Here is a 21,305-nt window from a genome sequence, read left to right as displayed (position 1 = left end):
TTATAAAGCGCAATAAAAAAGCCACCTTAGGGTGGCTTTTTTATTGTTGAACTTTTAAGTAGAACTGGCTAACTATTACTTTGAATCCTGGTCATTCATTTTCTTTTCATAAAATGCACGACGGCGGGTTTTCTGCCAAGGCAATGGACGTTCTAGTGTTTCTGGCACTTCACCACTCATCGAGCGCAAACGTAAATGCAAGGCCGCTTGCGCCATCAGGTTGGCAGATACCGGTGCAGTAATGAAGGCAAACAGGGTAATCAGTACTTCAGCAAAACCTAAACGACCATAGATAGCCGAAAAAATAATAGAAGCGATCAGAAAGCTTCCCAGGCCTAAGGTACTGGATTTAGTCGGTGCATGCAGACGCATAAACAGGTCAGGTAGACGTATCATTCCAATACCACCCACCAGCATAAAAAACGCGCCAATCAATAAAAAAATCGAAACTAGTATTTCTAAAATCAAAGGCATTTAAAAACTCCTAGTCGATGACATGGCCAGTGGTGAAATAGCGGGCAAGGGCAGCGGTAGAAACAAAGCCCAGCATGGCCACCAGTAGGGCACCTTCAAACATGAAAGTGCTGCTCCAGTAGATTCCCAGAATCACCACCAGACAGGTTGCATTTAAAAATAGGGTATCCAGTGCCAGCAGACGGTCAACGATTGATGGGCCCATAACCAGCCGGATCAGACACAGTAACATGGAGATCGTGACAGCACCCAGACAAATCAGCAATGCATAAGGCAGAATGGTCATGCTTCAGCTCCTGATTGTGCGCTAAAAATTTTAATCAATGGTTGTTCATAGCGCTGTTTGATGGTTTCGATTTCGGCCTCTTCATCATCCGTGCTTAAGGCATGCACCAGAATATCGCCACGATCCTGATCAATCCCCGCAGAGACTGTACCTGGTGTGGTGGTAATAATCATTGCCAGCAAAGTATTCACTTCTTCATGCTCGGTATCCAGAGGAACACGAAACCATTTTGGATGCAGATTTTTGGTCGGTCCCAGTACTAAAATCGCGACTTTAATATTAGCGACAATGATGTCCCAAACAACGATCCAAAACAGGCGCATCGCCGGGATCCACCGGATATTCGGCGTGTAATCAATGAAAGGGGCGACCATTCGCGGAATCAAGATGGCCAGAAATAGTGCCATGAGCACTGTGCCGGCTTCCATATTATGGGCCAGCATGACCCAGCTCATCGCCACAATCACGGAAACGAAAGGATGAGGGAACCAGCGTTGAAGTAATGATTTAGCCATTAAAGTCCCTCCGCCGGTTTAAGTTGATTGTCGTCGTATTTGTTCTGTTCAATATACTGTTTATCAATCTGACGCTGTTTAAATTCAGAAATATGGTCGCCATTTAAGGTATTTTCTGAAATGACATAAGGAATCAGATGTGCATTTGGATCAGGCGTTTCACCACCGTATTTGGTTTCTGGTAAATAACCCGGATCAAATGGCTGCACACTAATAAACTTACCTTCAGCATCACGTTTTAATAATGCTGCTTCATAAATCGGATTGGTCTTAATCTGTGCTGCGGTCTGATAATTATATTGATAAATCGGTGCAGCAAAAACAACGTAGGCTGTCAGACTGAGCAATAATAGATAAATAACCCGGTCATTCCGTGCTGGTGCCTTGCTGGGCAAGGATTCATATTTGCTGAATTCTTCAGAATTTTCATCCTGTTCTGGTCGGCTTGAACGCCAGAACAGAATAAAACCAACCCGGGTAAAAGCCAGAATACTTAGTAAGCTGACCAGTAGAACCGTAAAGATAATCAGCATTTGATGTTCAGACTGTCCTGAAGCTTGCAGGATAAACACTTTACCGAAGAAGCCACTGAAAGGTGGCAAGCCGGCCATCATCAAGGCAATGATGAAATACACAATAGAAACCAGCTTATTCTGTTTCATCTGTGGGGCAATTTTAAAGTGATCTTTAAATTCACCGCGTTGTGAAGTAATCCAGCCACACAGGATATAAAACGCTGCGCCAATCAGGGTACTGTGCACCATATAGTACAAGGCACCTGCCCAAGCCTGAGTGCTGTTCATGGCAATCGCAATCAGAATGGTGCCGACCGAAGACAGGATCATAAAGCCGACAAAACGACGTAGACGTTCAGTCCCAATGGCACCAAATGCGCCATACAGTGAGGTAATCACCCCAATGACCAGCAGACAGTTCATCAGGATCTGATGGCTATATTCATCATCAAATACAGTGCCATTGACCCGGATAATCGCGTAGATCCCGACTTTGGTCATGATGGTAAACAGGGCAGCCACCGGAGTAGTGGCAACAGCATACGTTTTAGGAAGCCACAGGCCTACCGGTAACATGGCTGCCTTGATCCCGAACACCACAAATAGCATCAGTCCGCCTGCAACGGCAAGCTTATTTTCGTCACCTGCCAGAGTTGGCATCAGACGAGCAACATCAGCCATATTCAGGCTGCCGACACTGCCATAAATCATGCCGAGTCCGATCAGGAACATGGCAGAAGCGAGCAGGTTAATAGCCACATAATGCACACCGAGCTGGAAGCGTGCCTTGCCTTGCCCATGCAAAAGCAGGACATAGGATGCCATTAACAAGATCTCGAAGAACACGAACAGGTTAAACAAGTCACCGGTCAGGAAGGCACCACTAAGCCCCATTAACAGAAAATGGACCATGGCGTGGAAATAGCGCCCGCGAATATCCCATTCTTTACTGGCATACCAAACGATGGGCAAAGCGAGTGTATAGGTCAGTACCAGCATCAAGGCAGAGAGCTGGTCCAGGACCAGCACAATACCAAAAGGGGCGGCCCATTCACTTAAAGTGTAGACACTAATTTGCCCTTGGCTGCTATTGATCAGATAGCCAATCGCCATAATCAGACCCAGTAGGGTCGAAATATGACTCACGCCACGACGCCACGGCTGACGCCAGTCGGTAATCAGAGAACCGGAACCTGGGTTACCTAACAGTACTAAAATAAAGGCAGTAAACGCCGGTAAAAGAATACTGAAAATAGGGGTGTGTTGATTCAAGAAGTTGAGAAGATCAGTCATTACGGCTCATCCTCACGTGGGTCATGTTGCGGTATCTCTTCTTTGGAATCAACGTGATCTGTTCCTGATTCATAACGGCTACGTAAGGCCAGCTGTACAATAAAGGCGGTGGTGGCAAAACCGATTACAATTGCGGTTAAAACCAAGGCCTGAGGTAAAGGATCGGTGACCTGCGTGGTTTCGGTGAGTACTGCAGGTGAATTCATCTGAATACGGCCCATGGCAAATAAAAACAGGTTCACTGCATAACCAATCATGGCCAGTCCGAGGACCACCGGAAAGGTACGTGCCCGCAGAATCAGATAGATCCCGGTGGCAGTGAGTAGGCCAATTGCTGAGGCTAATAAAAGTTCTAAACTAATCATTCTATTATCCTCTTGGTACTGGGCCAGTCATACTTGAGTGACGGGAGTCACCCAGAACGGAAATCATCAGCATGGTCGCACCGACTACGGTGACATAGACACCGACATCAAATAGTGCAGCAGAAGCCAGATGCATATCGCCAAGTAATGGCGGATGGACATGAATATGGGCACTGGTCAGGAAAGGACGTGACCAGAACCAGGCTGCGATGCCAGTCAGGCCAGCAATAGTCAGGCCGACGCCAATCCAGATTTCATAGAGACGTCCAGATTTAGCTCCCAGCATTTTTTCTGCATGATCCTGACCAATGGCAACGTATTGAATGATCAAAGCCAATGAGGTGACCAGACCGGCAATAAAACCGCCACCCGGAAGATTATGGCCGCGCATAAAGATATACAGACTAACCACCAGTGCTACCGGCAAAATCCATGATGCAGTAATTCTTAGCATCAAAGGGGAGGGGTTAAAACGGTAAGTCAGGCCTTGGGTAATGGTGGTGCCATGAGCACGCATACCATCCATCAGACTTAGTACCCCAATGGCGGCAATCCCGAGTACGGTAATCTCGCCAAAGGTATCGAAACCACGGAAATCGACCAGAATTACATTGACGACGTTTGTACCGCCACCAAGCGGAATCGATTGTTGGATGAAGAACCAGGAAATTGAATTATGGTCACGTGTCATAACTAGCCAGGCAACTGTTGCAATTCCTAGACCTCCGCAGACTGCAATCACTGCATCTCGCCAGCGTCGGGTCGGGCTGGATTCATAAGGCGTTAATTGTGGCAGGAGTGACAGGCTCATTAGTAGCAGAACCGTCGTTACTACATCGACTGTAATCTGGGTCAAAGCCAGATCGGGTGCTGAAAAACCAATGAAAACCATGGTGACGACCAGACCGACCGCACCGCTGATCAGGATGGCTTTAATCCGTTCATGATGGAACCACAGCATCATCCAGCAGGCTGAGAACAGCAGTAACCATAGAACGATGGCCAGAACTGGTGCATGGGTCAGTTCGCGGCTACCGGTGTCGATCCCATTGACGACGAGTGGATAGCCCACCAGACCAATGGTAAACAGCACCGTCCACAAAATATAACTTTGCAGTTTGCCATTTTCAGTCGCACGGCGGAAACGTCTTGAATTCAGTAACAGATTTTTCAGGAACAGATCAAACAGTACACGACCTTGCAGTTTGCCCAGTTTCGGATCCAGATCAATTTCCCGAATTGCGCCGCCTTTGGCCAGTGCAAAATAGAAAATTGCACCGCCGAATATCGCGATGATACTCATCACCAAAGGCAGATTAATACCGTGCCAAAGGGCGAGGTGAGTGCCTTCAAAGGCGAAATTCTGGGTTGACGCTTGTGTGGTGCTATTTACAATCTTTTCGACCAGTAATCCTGGTAGCAGACCAACTGCAATACACAGAAAAGCCAGTAAGATAGCCGGTGCACGCATACCAAATGGCGGCTCATGCGCAGCTTTATTTGGGACTTGCTGGCCTAACGGACCATCAAAAAACACGCCATGTACCAGGCGAATCGAATAGGCGACAGCGAAAATCCCGGCCAGTGTTCCTGCAATAGCAGCACCGACCATGACTGGGCCACTTAAGTTTGCGACCAGTTCGGTAAAGAACATTTCCTTGGACAAGAAACCATTGGTTAATGGAATACCAGCCATGGAGGCGGCGGTGATCATGGTCAGTGTTGCGGTAAAAGGCAGCATTTGCCAAAGACCAGACAATTTTCGCAGATCACGAGTACCGGATTCATGGTCAATGATCCCGGCAATCATGAATAGGGCAGCTTTAAAGGTTGCATGGTTAATGATATGGAAAATTGCTGCTGCCACGGCCAGTGGTGAGCCAATACCCAGCAAACACATGATCAGGCCCAAGTGGCTAATAGTTGAATAGGCCAACAGACCTTTCAGATCTTCTTTAAAGATGGCAAAGAACGCTGCCACACACAGGGTAAATAACCCGATAAAAGTAACAATATTATGGAACAGTGCCGCGCCTGCAAAAATCGGCAATAAACGTGCGACTAAAAACAGGCCCGCTTTGACCATGGTGGCAGAGTGCAGATAGGCAGACACCGGCGTCGGTGCTGCCATGGCATTTGGTAACCAGAAGTGAAACGGGAACTGCGCACTTTTGGTAAAAGCACCGAGTAAAATTAATAATAATGTCGGTACAAATAGGGCATGTGCCTGAATCTGTTCGCCCATCATCAGGATCTGGTCAATCTGATAGGTACCCGTCATCTGTCCGAGCAGAATAAAACCACCCAGCATAGATAAGCCGCCCATGCCGGTAATGGTTAGAGCCATGCGTGAGCCGCGTTGGGCCGCTTCGTAATTGCTCCAGTAACCAACTAGCAGGAAGGAAGAAATACTGGTGAGTTCCCAGAAAATCAGGAGAATCAGAAGATTATTAGACAATGAAATACCGAGCATCGCTGCCATAAACAGCATCAGCAGGAAATAGAGTTTACTCAGGGAGTTTTTAGGACTGAGATAGTAATAGGCATAGATATAAATCAGGGTACCAATTCCACTAATCAGCAGAGCAAACAGCATGCCCAAAGCATCCAGCCGGAAACTGAAGTCGATTCCAAGCTGGGGTAGCCAGGACCAGGTCTGGGTAATTACCGTTCCATTAAATACAGCAGGCGCCTGACTCAACAGTAATAAGAAACTGCTGAGGCTGACGGCAATTGCTCCTAAAGCCGTTACCCCGCGTGAAAATTGCTTCAGCCACGAGACAAGGGTTGTGCCTAATACTAACGGTAACAATATAATAATTGGCAGCACACTCGTATCCATTGTCGTGATATAGGTTAAGGTCAACCTAGGGTGAATCTTTATCTTTCAAGGATTACAGGACCGCAAAGAGCGACCCAAAACTTCTCGATCTTGAAAGCCAGAATGATATTCAAACAGAATAAAACAGTTGTATTGCGCAACTTATAAACGATAGCAAATTCCGATTTTACAACGAAAATTGCAAGTAAAACCGATCATATTACAGGATAACCACAACATCAATGTTTTTATGTAGAACTTGTAGATTATACGTAAGCTTGGTTTTGATATGGGGTGCATGCTTGAACATCTCGTACAAATTTGACCGAAAATAAAGATCAAACTCCCTGCATTTATTGATAAAAATTTATAACTTCTTGATCAGGAATGCAGAAAATCAAAACCTATTCTTGCATCCTGATTTTAATTTTTAAATTGCATTATCGTTTCAGCACTAGTTAAGAAGATTGAGGCAGGCTTTGTGAATTATCCTGACTCAACAGTTGTAAAAGTTCTTGCTGCTGTTCTGTGCTTAGCTGTTCCTGAATCAGTTGCAAAACAGACTGAGCCGTCAAGTTGACTATTTCTGGTTCCTGAAGTGCATCTTCAACTTTTTCTATATCTGAATGATTTTGGCTCATCTCAAGCGGCAACTCTGCATAAAAATGATCATACTGAACCTGCATTGGATTTAGATGGATGGGATGCACCTGTTTATTTTCCAGTTTTAGACACTGAAAATCCTGAGCCTGCTCCAGCAATTCCGGCCGGTTTCCAGTCACAATAATCTGCAAGTTAGGAAACGCCTGATGCAGACGCGGTAAAATGACGGCGGCCATGTCCTGATCCAGTTGATGATCAATTTCATCAATCAGTAAAATGCCAGTACCTTCCTGACAGGGAAATAAGCTGTGCGGATTAAGCAGACAAAGGCGCCGTACAACATCTCCCACCAGTGCAATCCAGTTCCGGATACTGCTCGACAACTGCTGAAAGCTAAAGGTGTGATCCTGATAACGCACCATCAATTGCAGCTTGGGCTGGTAGTCCAGATAAATCTGGCTAAGTTCTGGTAGTACAATGGATAAAGCTTCACGCAAGGCAGTCAGGCTCGGTGTATGCATATGTGCTTTAGCTTTTTCAATTTGCTGGACCAGCTGATCTGCCTGTATATCATCCGATTGCTGTAGCGCCTGATCTAGAATCTGGTCAATGATCTTGGCACTTTGTGCATTTTCGATATCACTGATTTCACGAAACCATTCAAAGAAACGTGCAAAAGTCGTAAAAGGGATAGCAGTAATTTCATAGGCATGCGCAGTCTGAAAAATGGCCTGATTATTTTTGCTGAGTAAATTGATTTCATTGACGAAGCGTTCAGCCGGATAATAGGCGACCATAGGCAGGCCGAGCAAAGGGTCATGTTGTCTTGCCTTCTGATAAAGATTCACCATGGTATCGAGTTGCTGGGTTTCCGCTTTGGCAAAGCCAATTCCCTGACTATTTAAGGTTTTGTATAACTGCCAGGAACAGGATTGGGCAGGGGCTGCTTCTCCCTGTGCTGATTCAGGTAATGGTCCCAAATCATCAGGAAAACGCACCTGGATATCAATTTTGGATTGCAGACGATTTTGCAGGATATCCTGATCCAGCATACTTAAACCTGCGGTACGCAAGTCGCGAAAACGTGCAGAAAACCAGGTTAAAGCCTGATAACTCAAGCGCAGCAAGGTGGTTTTACCCGAACCTTGATCACCCAGAATTAAAGTCACAGGTGATTTTTGCAAATCAAAATCGAGCTGGATATTAGAAAAGTGCAGAGCATGTTTGAATTGTATTTTTTCGATGTGCATGGATCACCTGTAGCGTGATTTTTACATCTATGTTTTACCTTAGCCGACGGCTTGGCGCAGTGACTGTGGCATCCTGATTTTCAGTTGTTGAATGAGGTCATAAATGTGATGAATATTTAAGCTTACTTTAGCACGAGTACAGGCCACGTAAAGCAGACGTAACTCTTCGTCACTAATTTTATGGTCTTTCTCATTCAGCTTGAACTGGTAGTCATCTTCAATATGCACACGATCCCATTCCAGACCTTTGGCCTTATGCGCGGTAGAGATGATGTAGTCCGCTTGTCCGATTGGGGTGATTTTGGCGAGGGCAGTTTTCAGGGGATCAGTGCCATGTTCATCGACCAGTTTGACTAAAGGCTTGATATCACTGCCTTCATTGGTCTCACAGTATTCGTGTACATCATGCCAGGAATTAAACCAGGCCAGTTCAGGTACATCAACCACACGTTTGCCCTGTTTCAGCATCGCAGCGGCATCAACAAAACGGTTTAATTTGACATGATCGGCTTGCAGGCTGACTTTATCGCCACGTACTAAACCGGCAAGTAATAGTTCCATAGCACGCGCATTGGTCCGGCATAGAATCGCATCGCGTAATTTAGTGTGCGGTTTATTGACGACTTTGGAGTTTAAGTGCGGATTACCGAGTAGGGGCACGGTTTCATTCAATGCTCCCAAAATCGCATTGGCATTTAACGCAATTTCAGGCCCGAAACGGAATGAAGTGGTCAGACGAGATTCGGGTAGCGGCAGCTGCTGCATGGCATTCACTGCGCCACGCCAGGCATAAATCTGCTGATGCGCATCGCCGACATAGATGACCTGAGTGCTACGCTGTTTCAGCAAAATTCCTAGCATCAGTGGGTCGGCATCCTGTGCTTCATCAAACAGCACATAGTCGGCAGGAATATTGGGCTCAGACAATGCCCAAAGTTTCAGGTAAATATCATGCCCAATCCCGGCCTGATGATTGGGATCAATTGACTCTAACCAACGCCGTTCAACTGCTGGATAAAGTTTCTTTTGCAATGCTTCAATATCATCTGGGTGTAGCCAGCTCGGTGCCTGAATATGTCGCGGGGCGGGATATTGCGAACTGGTTGAGCAGAAATAGCCAACTGCATTCGCGACCAGACTGGCCAGACGCGAAGGCATCAGTACATATTTTTCATAACGTCCGCCCATCATCCGGCGCAAGGTCATCGGTTCAAGGCGATATTCTTTGGCAATAAAGCTTGGACTTAAACGCGGTAGGCGTAGTTTATCCGTGACTCCACGTGGAACACTGCGAAAAGCCAGGGAGTGGAAAGTACGGCAGTCCACACCCCGATGAAACTTGTTTTGTGCTTCTGAGGCAATGGATTTATTAAACGCCAGATACATGCCGCGCCGTTCCGGCATGGCATCACTGATCATTTGCAGGGTCGTGGTTTTACCTGTGCCCGCATAGGCAATGACTTTAAAAGATTTTCCCAGACGTGCGTTATCAATGGCAGTGGCCTGCTCATAGGTTGCTTTGGGTTTTTGCAGATCAGACACAGGTAGATTCATTCACGACTTAATGTTGACGATTGGCTTTTTCAACCAGACCGGATAGACCCTGACGGCGTGCCAGTTCATTCAGGACCAGTTGTGGATCAAGGTCAAAATAACCAAGCATGACAATGGTATGGAACCACAGATCAGCTACTTCATAGATCAGGTCATTCTTGTTGTCTTCAGAGGCTTCAGTTTTGAAATCTTTAGCCGCGATCACGGTTTCGAAGCTTTCTTCACCGACTTTTTCCAGAATCTTGTTGAGGCCTTTATGGTACAGCTTGGCCACATAAGAGGATTCCGGATCGGCTTTCTTACGCTCTGCCATCATCTCGCCCAAGTATGATAATACTTCAACCTGTTCAGACTGAGCAGTTGAGGCATTCATAGCAAGGGTATGTGGATTTGTTGATTTTTCACCGTAAATTGCTGCTGGATCTTTAATTTGTACATCCACAATTTCCCAGCCATTCGGTGTCAGTTTACGATAGAAACATGATTCACGGCCGGTATGGCAGGCAATACCACCATGCTGTTCAATCTGTAAAATAATCACGTCCGCATCACAGTCCAGACGGATTTCATGCACAGTCTGGAAATGACCAGATTCTTCACCCTTATGCCATAACTTGTTACGTGAACGGGAGAAATATACCGCCTGATTTTTTTCAGCAGTTAAAGCCAGCGCTTCACGGTTCATCCAGGCGACCATCAATACACGACCAGTTTGATGGTGCTGGGCAATGGCAGGGATCAGACCTTGTTCGTTAAATTTTACTTCATCGAGCCATTGCACGTTGTTCATAAGGGTTTCCATTAATTGAATCAGAATATAAAAAGATGGATAGGAAATATCCGTCCATAGTGTACGTGATCTCGACGCATTTGCGGCAAAAATCTGTGCCTGAAAAGACAGGATGTGTCGTTAGGCGCATTCAGATTATAAACCTGAGCGGTTGAATCTCTAAAGTGCAGAAATAAAATAGCCGCCCTTAGGCGGCCAGAATATTGTTGAAGAAATTACCAGTGCTCGCCCGGGAAGATCCGCGCATAGGCCTTTTGTACCCAGTTCAGTTTTTGCGGCTGACCCACTGATGCTGAAGAGCTTGGGAACAGGTTATAACCGATCGACATCAGGACATTGTTGATGTCTGGTGCAATCGCATAGGTAATCGAAGCCAGACGTCCCAAATTGGTTGCGACTTTCTTCGGACGTTTCACAATCGCATAAGCAACCAGTTCAGCTGCCTGTTCCGGAGACAGGGTAGGCACATATTTATAGATCTTGGTCGGTGCAATCATTGGCGTACGAACCAAAGGCATATAAATCGAAGTGATCGCAATTTTATGTGAATGGACTTCTGCAGACAGACAGCGGCTGAAAGCATCCAGTGCCGCTTTAGATGCGACATAAGCCGAGAAGCGGGTGGCATTCGCCAATACACCAATCGAGCTGATATTGATGATATGACCTGCACGGCGAATCATCATTTGCGGCAGGATATTCATCACCAGACGTACTGCACCAAAATAATTTAGCTGCATGGTACGTTCAAAATCATGAAAACGATCCACTGATTCATGCACCGCACGGCGAATCGAGCGACCCGCATTGTTAATCAGGATATCGATATGGTCGACTGAAGCAATAATCTGTTTGGACACTTCATCAATGGATTCCATATTGTTGAGATCACATGGAAATACTGAAGCTTTACCGCCTTTGGATTCAATTTCTTTTTTTACTTGTTCTAGGGTGTCTTTGGTACGTGCGACCAGTAAAACATGTGCGCCAGCATCTGCCAGCTGATGTGCCGTCGTTAAACCTATACCACTGGATGCGCCTGTTATGAGAACAGTTTTACCTGCAATACGTTTTTCCAATTGTCTCTGTAGTCTAGTTTTCACGTTTGTTATCCCTAATTTGAAGACTGCGTTCAAATTATTTTTATTAAAAAATCAAAGATGGCTCTAACAAAGATAAGAGCGAAGATGAGTACTAATATGATAACTAATTATTTAAGAAAATCTATACATTAAACTATTGAAAATAAAATAAAAATTAGAGTAATTGCTCTATTTGTGTTCGCCGTTTCAATTGATTTTTATCATGAAAATAAATCACAAAGCAAGTGATTGTATTCAAAAAATAAATAAAAAAACTCCAGCATTTTTGCTGGAGTTTTCTGCTTTAAAATGGCGCTTAAACTGCTGCAAGAGATTGTTCCAGATCCGCAATCAGGTCATCAATGTGTTCAATTCCAATCGATAAGCGAACCATATCTTCACTCACACCTGCTGATTTGAGCTCTTCAGGATTGAGCTGGCGGTGGGTGGTGGTTGCAGGATGACAGGCGAGACTCTTAGCATCCCCAATATTGACCAGACGGGTGAACAGTTGCAGGGCATCGATAAAACGGGCACCGCCTTCACGGCCACCTTCTACACCAAAAGTCAGAATGGCAGACGGTTTACCTTTCACATATTTTTGTGCCAAAGCATGCTGCGGGTGATCTTTCAGACCGGCATAATTGACCCATTTTACTTTTGGATGTTGTTGCAAATATTCTGCAACCTTCAGCGCATTTTCGGTATGACGTTCCATACGCAGGCTCAAAGTTTCCAAGCCTTGCAGAATTAAAAATACATTTTGCGGGCTGATCGCTGCCCCGGTATTACGCAGAGGTACGACACGAGCACGCGCGATATAGGCAGCTTCACCTAAAGCTTCGACATAATTGACACCGTGATAGCTTGGATCAGGTGTATTCAGAGCAGGGAAACGCTCGGCATGTTGCCCCCATGGGAACTTGCCACTATCCACGATAATACCGCCGATCGAATTACCATGACCGCCAATGTATTTGGTGAGTGAATGCACCACGATGTCGGCACCGAAATCAAAAGATTTTTGTAGGACTGGGGTGGCAACCGTATTATCAACGATGACTGGTACGCCATATTCATGCGCAATCTTGGAAATCGCTTCGAGGTCAATAATATTGCCCAGTGGGTTTCCAATTGATTCCACAAAAACCAGTTTGGTCTTGTCATCAATTAGGCCACGTAATGCTTCCGGGTCTTGATAATCAAAGAAGCGAACTTCGATCCCTTGTTTAGGCAGCGTATGCGCAAACAGGTTATAGGTGCCACCATATAAAGTGGACACCGAAGCAATATTGTCACCCGCTTCAGCAATGGTCTGAATCGCATAGGTAATCGCAGCCATACCCGAAGCTAAAGCCAGCGCACCAATACCACCTTCCAGAGCTGCAATACGTTGTTCTAGCACCGCTGTGGTAGGGTTCATAATGCGGGTATAAATATTGCCCTGAACTTTCAGGTCAAACAGATCGGCACCGTGCTGAGTATTGTCAAAGGCATATGAGGTGGTTTGATAAATTGGCACTGCCACAGCTTTAGTAGTAGGTTCCGGGCTATAGCCTGCGTGAATCGCTAAAGTTTCTGCTTTATGAGTCATGATCGTTGGTCTTCTTGTGTTTTTAGCTGTAATGAAACTGCTCAAATATTAGCACTTGAAATATGAAGAAAAGTGCATATTTATTCAAATGAATATCTTAATTAACGATATAGCATCAATAAAATAATGCAAGTTTAGGTGTCAGAAATGCTGTTTGAAAAATAAACAGGATTAAACTTGTAACAAGGCATTAACTTCACGTGAATGGCTTATGTTTTGAAGACTTTCTGCGTATAATAGCCGATTATTTTTTCGCTCATGATTGAGCAGGGGGAGTTTGTTTCTTCCCCCATTTGGTTTTTCAATTGAGGAGTCCTACGTGGCCCAATATATTTATACGATGAACCGAGTGTCCAAGATGGTTCCGCCAAAGCGCGAAATCCTCAAGGATATCTCCTTATCATTTTTCCCAGGCGCAAAAATTGGTGTGCTTGGTCTGAACGGTGCAGGTAAATCTACTTTGCTTCGTATTATGGCGGGCGTAGATAAAGATTTCTCTGGTGAAGCACGTGCGCAACCGGGTATCAAAATTGGTTACCTCGAGCAAGAACCACCACTTGATCCAACCAAAGACGTTCGTGGCAACGTTGAAGACGGCGTACGTGAAGCACTTGATGCATTAGAGCGCCTTGATCAGGTATTTGCAGACTATGCAGATCCAGATGCAGACTTCGATGCACTAGCAAAAGAGCAGGAAAAACTGGAAGCAATTATCCAGACTTGGGATGCGCATAACCTGAATAACCAGCTGGAACAGGCTGCAGCAGCATTAAATCTGCCTGCATGGGATGCAGATGTAACCATGCTTTCAGGTGGTGAACGCCGTCGTGTTGCATTGTGCCGTTTACTGCTGTCTAAACCAGACATGCTGCTTCTCGACGAACCAACTAACCACTTGGATGCAGAGTCTGTATCTTGGCTGGAACGCTTCCTGAAAGACTTCCCGGGCACCATCGTAGCGATTACGCACGACCGTTACTTCCTTGATAACGTGGCCGAGTGGATTCTGGAGCTTGACCGTGGACATGGTATTCCTTACCAAGGTAACTATTCTTCTTGGCTGGAACAGAAAAATGCGCGTTTAGAACAAGAGAACAAGCAGGAAGAATCGTTTGCTAAAGCATTGAAAAAAGAACTTGAATGGGTTCGTTCAAATGCGAAAGGCCAGCAGAAGAAAAACAAAGCACGTATGGAGCGTTTCGAAGAGCTTAACTCTCGTGAATTCCAGCAACGTAACGAAACATCTGAAATCTATATTCCACCTGGTCCGCGTCTGGGCAACAAGGTGGTTGAAGTTGAAGGGATTAGCAAATCGTTTGGTGACAAACTGCTGTATAAAGACTTGTCTTTCACAGTACCACCAACAGCGATTGTCGGTATCGTAGGTCCAAACGGTGCAGGTAAAACTACATTGTTCCGTATGATGACGGGCGAACAGCAACCCGATACTGGTACAGTGACTTTGGGTGATTCTGTAAAAGTTGCTTATGTGGGTCAGATTCGTGACACCCTGGATGACAATAAAACCGTTTGGGAAGAAGTGTCTGGCGGTCTGGATATCCTGAAAGTGGGTGATTACGAAATTGCATCTCGTGCTTATATTGGGCGCTTTAACTTTAAAGGCCAAGATCAGCAAAAACGTGTAGGTGAATTGTCAGGTGGTGAGCGTAACCGTTTACAACTTGCGAAAATCCTGCAACAAGGTGCGAACGTAATCCTGCTCGATGAACCATCAAACGACTTGGACGTAGAAACTTTACGTGCGTTAGAAGATGCGATTTTGGTCTTCCCGGGCTGTGTGATGGTGGTATCGCATGACCGTTGGTTCCTGGACCGTATTGCGACTCACATCTTGTCATTTGAAGATGAGACTCCAGAATTCTTCACCGGTAACTATACCGAGTTTGAAGAGTATCGCCGTAAGAAATATGGCGATGATCTGGCAGCGAAGCGTCAGAAATATCGCAAAATTGGTGCTTAATCAAAGCGCATAAAAAAACCAGCTTTCGGGCTGGTTTTTTTCTTTAATATTGGACACTCATTTGGCTATAAGTATTTGATAACAGTTGTGCAGCTTTTAAATGACCTTGCTGTTTAGCCTTATTCAGCCATTCCTCAGCATGAAAATAATTCTGATCTAAACCTAGACTACCTTTAAGAAAGTGTTTACCCAGTCTATATTGCGCTTCGGCGTGACCACGTGTTGCTGCACTTAAGTAGTTCCAGAAAGCATTGCGTTGATAATTTTCTTGCTGCTCTAGCTGCGTAATTTGAAATTGTTCAGCTTGGCGTTGCTTTAAAATATGGCAAAGCTTTTCAAACTGTACAGCTTCCAGATAATAGGTGTCTGCTTCAGAAATATAATTTTCCATTTCTGAACCTGTTGGCTCATCATGAGAAAACAGAAAATGTATGACTTTTTTAAGTTTAAGCATTTTTATTCCTCACCTTTGCCATTATTAACAATTAATTAAACTATCCACTAAAGACTACAATATAAAGCGGTTTTATTTCGGTAATGAATTACATGCTTTTAGTCTCATGTTGATATTTTTGTGTATTTAATGAGCAAAAACAAGCAGTAGAAATAAAAAAACTTCATTTTAAAAGTGAAGCAAATTGGAAGAAATATGAATTTGTTGTTCTAGTCGACATTTTGATATTAGGGGTTAGAAGATTTAGTTTTACTAATAAAAAAATCTTGCATAAACATGCAAGATTTTTCGGCTTTGAAAATGAGTGAACTCTAGAAATCAGATTTCCCACTCATGATTGCATTCACGGCATTTCCATTTCTTTTGGCTTTGCATGAAAGCCTGCATGGAAATTTTAAAATCAGGCAAATCTTTATAGAACATGAAGCCTGCGATCAGACAGATAATAAACACGATCACAGTAGCGGTCTGTAAAGTCGTACCTGCACCATCTCCAAAAATCCACATCGCGATGCTAATGATGACCAGCAGCAATAATACAAACAGGGCAGGCACCAGCATGATCAGGCTTTTAGGCACGACTGGGCGCGCCGCCGGTTGACCTGGCTGAGCAACGGGCATGATTTTTGGGCTTTGACATTTAGGGCAACGATATTGCATTACTACTCCAAAATTCTAAATTACTGATTATTTTATCGGAAGATACGCAAAAACCGAAATACCGCCAATATAAAACAGACAGACAATAAAAAACCCAAGTCACAATGCTTGGGTTTTTTATTAAGATGTTGCCATCTTGAATATGGCGTCCCTACGGGGATTCGAACCCCGGTTACCGCCGTGAAAGGGCGATGTCCTAGGCCTCTAGACGATAGGGACAAATGAGGCAAATACACAGGTAAAGCAAGACTTATTTGGTGGAGTCAAGGAGGATCGAACTCCTGACCTCTACAATGCCATTGTAGCGCTCTACCAACTGAGCTATGACCCCAGTCTGTGTGAGCGCTATATTATGGATATAACGCTTAGACGTCAACTAAAAAATAAATTAAGCTTGATCAACTGCTTCATTTTTCGGCAGTTTCAGACTCTCATTCAGTTTTTCCCAAGCTTTTACTTCTTTCTTGCTAGGAGCACCGACCACTTCCAGCGCGTGGCGCAGACGGGCAAAAGTTAGATCCGGACCAATAGTGACCATGGTCTGCATGACTGGGGTAGAAGCGGTTGAACCGGCAATCGCAATAAAGAACGCTGGCATAAAGTCACGTAATTTAATGCTCATCTGATTCGCCAGATCCATCAACGTTTGGCTAACAGTGTCATTGTTCCAGGTGAACAGGCTTTCTAGACGCCAGATCGCAAATTGCAGGCTTTGACGCACTTGTTCTTCAGAAAGTTTTTTGCTTTCGAACTGTTCTTTAGTCAAAGTCGGGAAATGGTTGAAATAGTGCGCTGACCAGTTCACTGCTTCAGACAGCAGATTGATCCGTGGTTGAATTGCAGCAGCGATTTCTTCCAGTTTGGCACGGTCTGCTTTCCAAGCCAGTAAGGTATCTAACAGTTCAGCAGGAGAGAGAGCTTTAATCCATTGGCCATTTAACCAGTTGAGTTTCTCAATATCGAAGATAGGACCACCCAGAGAGACACGGTTAATGTCAAAGTGTTCAATCATTTCAGCCAAAGTGAATTTTTCACGCTCATCTGGCATTGACCAGCCCATACGGCCTAGATAGTTCAGCAATGCTTCTGGCAATACGCCGATATCTTTGTAGTAGTTAATTGAGGTCGGGTTCTTACGTTTAGACAGTTTTGATTTGTCTGGGTTACGCAGTAGAGGCATGTGGCACAGGACTGGCATGTCCCAACCAAAGTATTTGTACAGCAACTGATGTTTCGGTGCAGATGGAATCCATTCTTCACCACGAATCACATGCGTAATTTGCATCAGGTGATCATCAACCACGTTTGCCAAATGGTAAGTTGGCAGACCATCCGTTTTTAGCAGAATTTGCATGTCGACTTGCGCCCATGGAATTTCTACTTCACCACGGAGCATGTCATTAAAGGTACATACCCCTTCAGTCGGCACTTTCATACGGATCACGTGCGGTTCACCAGCTGCCAGACGACGTGCCACTTCTTCTTTAGACAGTTTTAGACCGCGGCCATCATAGCGTGGAGTTTCGCCACGAGCCTGCTGTTCAGCACGCATTTCATCCAGTTCTTGCGCTGTTGCGAAGCAGTAGAAGGCATGACCTTTATCTACCAGTTCTTCTGCGTATTTTTTATAGATGCTCATGCGTTCTGACTGACGGTACGGTGCATGTGGACCACTGACATCTGGACCTTCTGACCAGTTCAGGCCTAACCAGCGTAGGGAGTCCAGAATCATTTTTTCAGATTCAGGAGTAGAACGCAGCTGATCCGTATCTTCAATACGAAGAATGAATTCGCCACCGTGCTGTTTGGCAAAACACAGGTTGAACAGGGCAATATAGGCAGTTCCCACATGCGGGAAACCGGTAGGAGAAGGTGCAATACGAGTACGAACAGTCATAACCGGATCTAATCTTAAATATAAAATTGCAGCTATTATAACGAAAAAGCCACATCACTTAATGCTTTATTCAACATTGAATGATGCGGCTTTTCAGGATGAGCAAAATATAACGAATGTGGAGAACTAAAACTAAGTCTTATGAATTGCTCGGAGAAAAGATACTTTGCACAAAGCGGGTAAAGCGCAAGTTTTGAGCTGCAAAAAAGCTTTGAGTCGGATTTGATTTGAACGCAGTCAGCGCTTTAAGTTCATCCTCAGTATGAAAAGCATTTTTATCAGCTTTATGTTGCTGAATTGCTTTTTCAATTGGTGAGGTTTTCACTTCAATTGCACTTACAGAGGCTTTAGGTAGCTCTGTTTTCACAACTACGGCATGGCCAAGTTGAATCGAGAACAGCGTGATAAGACTTAGGATGCTGGCTGTAAATATTTTAAATTTCATATCCAAACTTCCTCCTTGGCTTTGGTTAATCTTGTTTTGTTAAAAATGTTGTTATAATACTGGCTACAATCTAATCACATTCAGATATGAAAAAGTAGAACCAAGTCACATTTTTTACAAAAAACTAATATTTCTCTGTGGAAAATTACTAAATCTCAGGATTTCCACATTTAAGTTGCCTATTTGTAACAGATAACTGTGTAGAGATCGTGAAGAACTGTCTTATATTGTAGCAGGATATTAAATTTTTAGGGGAAAATGTATCCGAAATGAATTGTGAGCATATATATCAAAAATAGAATATGATTGGATAAAATATTATAAACACATGATTGTTAAGTAATTTTTTTGTTTATATAGTGCTGAGTAAATTAGCAATGAGTGCCCATCATGAAAAAGATAATAACTTCTACTATCTCCAAGTGAAAGAGGACTCCACCCGTCAGTCAGGGTGGAGGTGAATTTCACAAATTTCAACCTTGTTGATTCTGAATATATTGTTTGATTATTTCCAAAGGCGCACCACCACAAGACCCTGCAAAATATGATCTTGACCATAAAACAGGTTTTGTATAATTCCCTCTCAAGTCTAAAAACTCATTTCGCATTCTTCTACTTGTTACAGACTTTAAATTATTAACCAATTTGCTTAACTGTACCGTTGGTGGATACTGAATAAGCATGTGAACATGGTCGGATTCACCATTACATTCCTTTAATTCAGCATCAAAATCTTTACATATTTCAGTTGCACACTCATTGAAATATTTATGATGCAACTCACCTAGTATTTTTTTTCGATATTTCGTTATAAAAACTAAATGAACATGAAGATTAAAGGCTGAATGTCGGTTTTTATATATCTCACTCATTGAAAAAATATACCTAAAATGTTAGAATCAGCACCATATTACCAGATACACACTCATTAATGAAAATCAATAAAGCGTATAAATTTAGGCTTGAGCCTAATGTCGAGCAAGAGGTTATTTTAAATAATCTCGTTGGCTCTGCACGCTTTGTTTGGAATCAAATATTAGCAATTTCATTTGAAATGTTTGCTCAAAATAAACACATTAATGCGGTGAATCTAGTAAAAAAGATAACAGCACTGAAAAAGAATCCTCAGTTTAGCTTTTTAGATGGAAATTCAAATGCTGTGTCACTTCAACAAAAAGTTCGTGATCTTGCATCAGCATGGGGGAAGTTTTTCAACCCTAAAGAACATGCTCGACTAAAAGAAAAAAAGCGCAAACCTAAGAAACCTAAATTTTTTAAATTGGCTGATGGTACTGAGGTTCAGTTGCGCCCACTTATGCCTAGATTTAAGAAAAAATCAGACGGTTATGATTCCATTCGCCTTGTACAATTCGATAAATACTGTTGGGTTAAAGGAAATAAACTCAAACTCCCTAATGGCGTAGGTGTTATTAAATTCAGGAAGTCGCAAGAGATTCTAGGCACAATAAAAAATGTGACGATCAGTAAGGTGTCAGGACGTTGGTACGTTTCATTCTGTACTGAAACAGAACTTACTGAAATGCCGATCCACCCATCAAAATCAGCGATTGGTGTTGATCTTGGTGTTAAGAAATTAATCACTACCTCAAATGGTCAGGTCTTTGACCCGATCAATAGCTTTAAAACCAATCAGATTAAATTAGCTAGACTTCAACGGAAGCAGAGAAAGAAAGTTAAATTTAGTCAAAATTGGAAAAAACTGAATTTTAAAATCAATAAACTACATCATCACATTGCCAATATTCGTCATGACTACTTGCAAAAAATCACTACAACGCTCAGCAAAAACCACGCAATGATTGCTGTTGAGGATTTAAAAGTAGCAAATATGTCGAAGTCAGCAAGTGGCACAATCGAAAATCAAGGAAAGAATGTAAAAGCTAAGTCAGGCTTAAACAAATCAATCCTAGATCAAGGTTGGGGCATGCTCGTTAGTATGTTGGAATATAAGCAACAATGGCGAGGTGGATTACTTGTAAAAGTTGATCCGAAGTACACAAGTCAAACCTGCTGTGAATGTGGTCATGTAGCAAAAGAAAACCGACAAACTCAAGCTAAATTTGAGTGTGTCGGATGCGGTTATGTTGCGAATGCGGATTTAAACGCATCTCGTAATATATTGTCGGCAGGACATGCCGTTTTGTCTGTGGAGGGTGGATGCGGTAAAGGTCGCCCTAAGAAGCAGAAAGCAAGCGAAATCCGTGAGGAAGTCGCCTAAGAGCTTTGCTTTTAGAATCCCCCACTTGAGTGAAAACGAAAGTGGTGGGAGTATGTCAATTATATTCACCAAAAGGGCAGGAGCTGGCAGCGAAATATTACTTCCGTCCACGTGATGCTAAAGCAGCAGCAAAATATGCGGCGCAATTCCCAAAAATCCAGACTTTTACCATTGATAAAGTCTTTGGCGGCTGGGCAAAAGCGCAGAAAACCCATTTTGTGAATGGAGCCATCTACGATCAAATCTCTGCGGAAAACCGTAAATAATTCTAATTACTGAACCATAAGTAGAAAGCGGATAATTTATTATCCGTTTTTTTTATATCTAAAGCATAAAATGCTATAAAAATAGAATAAGCCTTTAATTTAGATATTTTTATTATATAAAACATGAAATTAAAACAAAAAATAACTAAATATTACCCTGTATGCACTTTGTTTGCTCAATTGCGAAAAATAATTTTATTTCATATAGTTATATCTAATGA

At 43.5% G+C, this 21,305-nt stretch carries 18 protein-coding genes, 2 tRNA genes and 1 pseudogene; 3 read left to right on the top strand and 18 right to left on the bottom strand.

What is annotated here, in order from left to right; translation table 11 throughout:
• Positions 1 to 75 precede the first annotated feature (75 nt).
• From FTU19_RS02455 to FTU19_RS02405, 11 genes are all read right to left on the bottom strand, one after another.
• Complete coding sequence (locus FTU19_RS02455; protein ID WP_005233541.1) at positions 76 to 474, bottom strand: Na+/H+ antiporter subunit G; 399 nt, start codon at positions 472 to 474, stop codon at positions 76 to 78.
• Between the two features lie 10 nt (positions 475 to 484).
• Positions 485 to 760, bottom strand: coding sequence for a monovalent cation/H+ antiporter subunit F (locus tag FTU19_RS02450; RefSeq protein WP_004787192.1), 276 nt, complete (start codon positions 758 to 760; stop codon positions 485 to 487).
• Positions 757 to 1,275 carry a Na+/H+ antiporter subunit E gene (locus tag FTU19_RS02445; protein ID WP_180025455.1) on the bottom strand — a complete coding sequence of 173 codons (519 nt, stop codon included), beginning with the start codon at positions 1,273 to 1,275 and terminating at the stop codon, positions 757 to 759. The genes FTU19_RS02450 and FTU19_RS02445 overlap by 4 nt, the downstream gene beginning before the upstream one ends.
• Entirely contained in the window at positions 1,275 to 3,083 is a 1,809-nt protein-coding gene (locus FTU19_RS02440; RefSeq protein ID WP_180130052.1) for a monovalent cation/H+ antiporter subunit D, read from the bottom strand. The genes FTU19_RS02445 and FTU19_RS02440 overlap by 1 nt, the downstream gene beginning before the upstream one ends.
• The gene (locus tag FTU19_RS02435; RefSeq protein WP_034169749.1) at positions 3,083 to 3,448 is read right to left on the bottom strand and encodes a Na+/H+ antiporter subunit C; all 366 of its coding nucleotides are present in this window, start codon (positions 3,446 to 3,448) and stop codon (positions 3,083 to 3,085) included. Before FTU19_RS02435 ends, FTU19_RS02440 begins: the two co-directional genes overlap by 1 nt.
• A 4-nt stretch (positions 3,449 to 3,452) precedes the next feature.
• Positions 3,453 to 6,290: a monovalent cation/H+ antiporter subunit A gene (locus FTU19_RS02430; RefSeq protein WP_180016638.1), complete on the bottom strand. Its 2,838-nt coding sequence runs from the start codon at positions 6,288 to 6,290 to the stop codon at positions 3,453 to 3,455.
• Positions 6,291 to 6,727: 437 nt separating this feature from the next.
• Complete coding sequence (locus FTU19_RS02425; protein ID WP_180130049.1) at positions 6,728 to 8,122, bottom strand: AAA family ATPase; 1,395 nt, start codon at positions 8,120 to 8,122, stop codon at positions 6,728 to 6,730.
• Between the two features lie 39 nt (positions 8,123 to 8,161).
• The gene (locus FTU19_RS02420; RefSeq protein ID WP_034590271.1) at positions 8,162 to 9,664 is read right to left on the bottom strand and encodes an AAA family ATPase; all 1,503 of its coding nucleotides are present in this window, start codon (positions 9,662 to 9,664) and stop codon (positions 8,162 to 8,164) included.
• 19 nt (positions 9,665 to 9,683) lie between these two features.
• Entirely contained in the window at positions 9,684 to 10,466 is a 783-nt protein-coding gene (hisIE, locus tag FTU19_RS02415; protein ID WP_166136369.1) for a bifunctional phosphoribosyl-AMP cyclohydrolase/phosphoribosyl-ATP diphosphatase HisIE, read from the bottom strand.
• Between the two features lie 215 nt (positions 10,467 to 10,681).
• Complete coding sequence (locus tag FTU19_RS02410) at positions 10,682 to 11,569, bottom strand: SDR family NAD(P)-dependent oxidoreductase (protein WP_180130046.1); 888 nt, start codon at positions 11,567 to 11,569, stop codon at positions 10,682 to 10,684.
• A 295-nt stretch (positions 11,570 to 11,864) separates the two neighbouring features.
• Positions 11,865 to 13,142, bottom strand: a complete 1,278-nt coding sequence (locus FTU19_RS02405) for a bifunctional O-acetylhomoserine aminocarboxypropyltransferase/cysteine synthase (protein WP_180016608.1) — start codon at positions 13,140 to 13,142, stop codon at positions 11,865 to 11,867.
• 319 nt (positions 13,143 to 13,461) lie between these two features.
• Between FTU19_RS02405 and ettA the strand changes: the two genes are divergently transcribed.
• Positions 13,462 to 15,123 carry an energy-dependent translational throttle protein EttA gene (gene ettA, locus FTU19_RS02400; RefSeq protein ID WP_005233568.1) on the top strand — a complete coding sequence of 554 codons (1,662 nt, stop codon included), beginning with the start codon at positions 13,462 to 13,464 and terminating at the stop codon, positions 15,121 to 15,123.
• A 43-nt stretch (positions 15,124 to 15,166) separates the two neighbouring features.
• Here ettA and FTU19_RS02395 read toward each other — a convergent pair whose 3' ends face one another.
• The 7 genes from FTU19_RS02395 to tnpA form a co-directional block, all read right to left on the bottom strand.
• Positions 15,167 to 15,577 (bottom strand): SEL1-like repeat protein, encoded by a 411-nt coding sequence (locus FTU19_RS02395; RefSeq protein WP_159122703.1) that lies wholly within the window; start codon positions 15,575 to 15,577, stop codon positions 15,167 to 15,169.
• Between the two features lie 318 nt (positions 15,578 to 15,895).
• On the bottom strand, positions 15,896 to 16,237 hold the full coding sequence (locus FTU19_RS02390; RefSeq protein ID WP_004787163.1) for a hypothetical protein: 342 nt from the start codon (positions 16,235 to 16,237) through the stop codon (positions 15,896 to 15,898).
• Positions 16,238 to 16,380: 143 nt separating this feature from the next.
• Positions 16,381 to 16,456 (bottom strand) — tRNA-Glu (locus FTU19_RS02385).
• A gap of 36 nt (positions 16,457 to 16,492) precedes the next feature.
• A tRNA-Ala gene (locus FTU19_RS02380) sits at positions 16,493 to 16,568 on the bottom strand.
• Between the two features lie 57 nt (positions 16,569 to 16,625).
• The gene (gltX, locus tag FTU19_RS02375) at positions 16,626 to 18,134 is read right to left on the bottom strand and encodes a glutamate--tRNA ligase (protein ID WP_159122702.1); all 1,509 of its coding nucleotides are present in this window, start codon (positions 18,132 to 18,134) and stop codon (positions 16,626 to 16,628) included.
• A gap of 139 nt (positions 18,135 to 18,273) precedes the next feature.
• A complete protein-coding gene (locus tag FTU19_RS02370) occupies positions 18,274 to 18,579 on the bottom strand; it encodes a hypothetical protein (protein ID WP_159122701.1) in 306 nt (101 codons plus the stop codon).
• Positions 18,580 to 19,052: 473 nt separating this feature from the next.
• Positions 19,053 to 19,451 (bottom strand): IS200/IS605 family transposase, encoded by a 399-nt coding sequence (gene tnpA, locus FTU19_RS02365; protein WP_004970281.1) that lies wholly within the window; start codon positions 19,449 to 19,451, stop codon positions 19,053 to 19,055.
• 59 nt (positions 19,452 to 19,510) lie between these two features.
• On the opposite strand from tnpA, the gene FTU19_RS02360 reads away from it, so the two are divergent.
• Together FTU19_RS02360 and FTU19_RS02355 are read left to right on the top strand one after the other, a co-directional pair.
• Positions 19,511 to 20,818, top strand: a complete 1,308-nt coding sequence (locus FTU19_RS02360) for an RNA-guided endonuclease TnpB family protein (protein WP_131260640.1) — start codon at positions 19,511 to 19,513, stop codon at positions 20,816 to 20,818.
• Positions 20,819 to 20,877: 59 nt separating this feature from the next.
• Positions 20,878 to 21,084: pseudogene (locus FTU19_RS02355) on the top strand (sulfate ABC transporter substrate-binding protein); the annotation flags it as partial.
• Positions 21,085 to 21,305: the final 221 nt, after the last annotated feature.

This window comes from Acinetobacter sp. YH12072 (assembly GCF_013419565.1).
Lineage (GTDB): Bacteria > Pseudomonadota > Gammaproteobacteria > Pseudomonadales > Moraxellaceae > Acinetobacter.
This window is presented reverse-complemented; position numbering and strand designations above follow the sequence as displayed.